Origin of the sequence: Vibrio sp. 10N.286.48.F5, assembly GCF_041469785.1 — a bacterium.
Classification (GTDB): Bacteria; Pseudomonadota; Gammaproteobacteria; order Enterobacterales; family Vibrionaceae; genus Vibrio; species Vibrio crassostreae_C.
Genome location: NZ_JBFRLG010000079.1, coordinates 1 through 287 on the forward strand (window position 1 = coordinate 1; position 287 = coordinate 287).

The window sequence follows — 287 nt, forward strand, 5'->3', positions numbered from 1 at the left end:
GTTTATACCGTTCTTATTAACTAAGAGCAGATAAACATTGAGAACTTTTAAATTTGATTGAATTACTCGTAAGTAATCAATCAGTCAGCTTTCCAAATTGTTAAAGAGCTTGATTCAATAAAATGAACCATTTTTAAAAACACTTAAATAAATGTGCTTAAAGATGGTATCCCGTAGGGGAGTCGAACCCCTGTTACCGCCGTGAAAGGGCGGTGTCCTAGGCCTCTAGACGAACGGGACATAGGTTACTCTTAACTGTTTAAACATATCAATCTGTGTGGACACTT

General features: G+C 36.6%; 1 tRNA gene. It reads right to left on the reverse strand.

Annotation, left to right across the window (positions count from 1 at the left end):
* Window positions 1–164: 164 nt before the first annotated feature.
* Window positions 165–240 (reverse strand) — tRNA-Glu (locus AB4185_RS21875).
* Window positions 241–287: the final 47 nt, after the last annotated feature.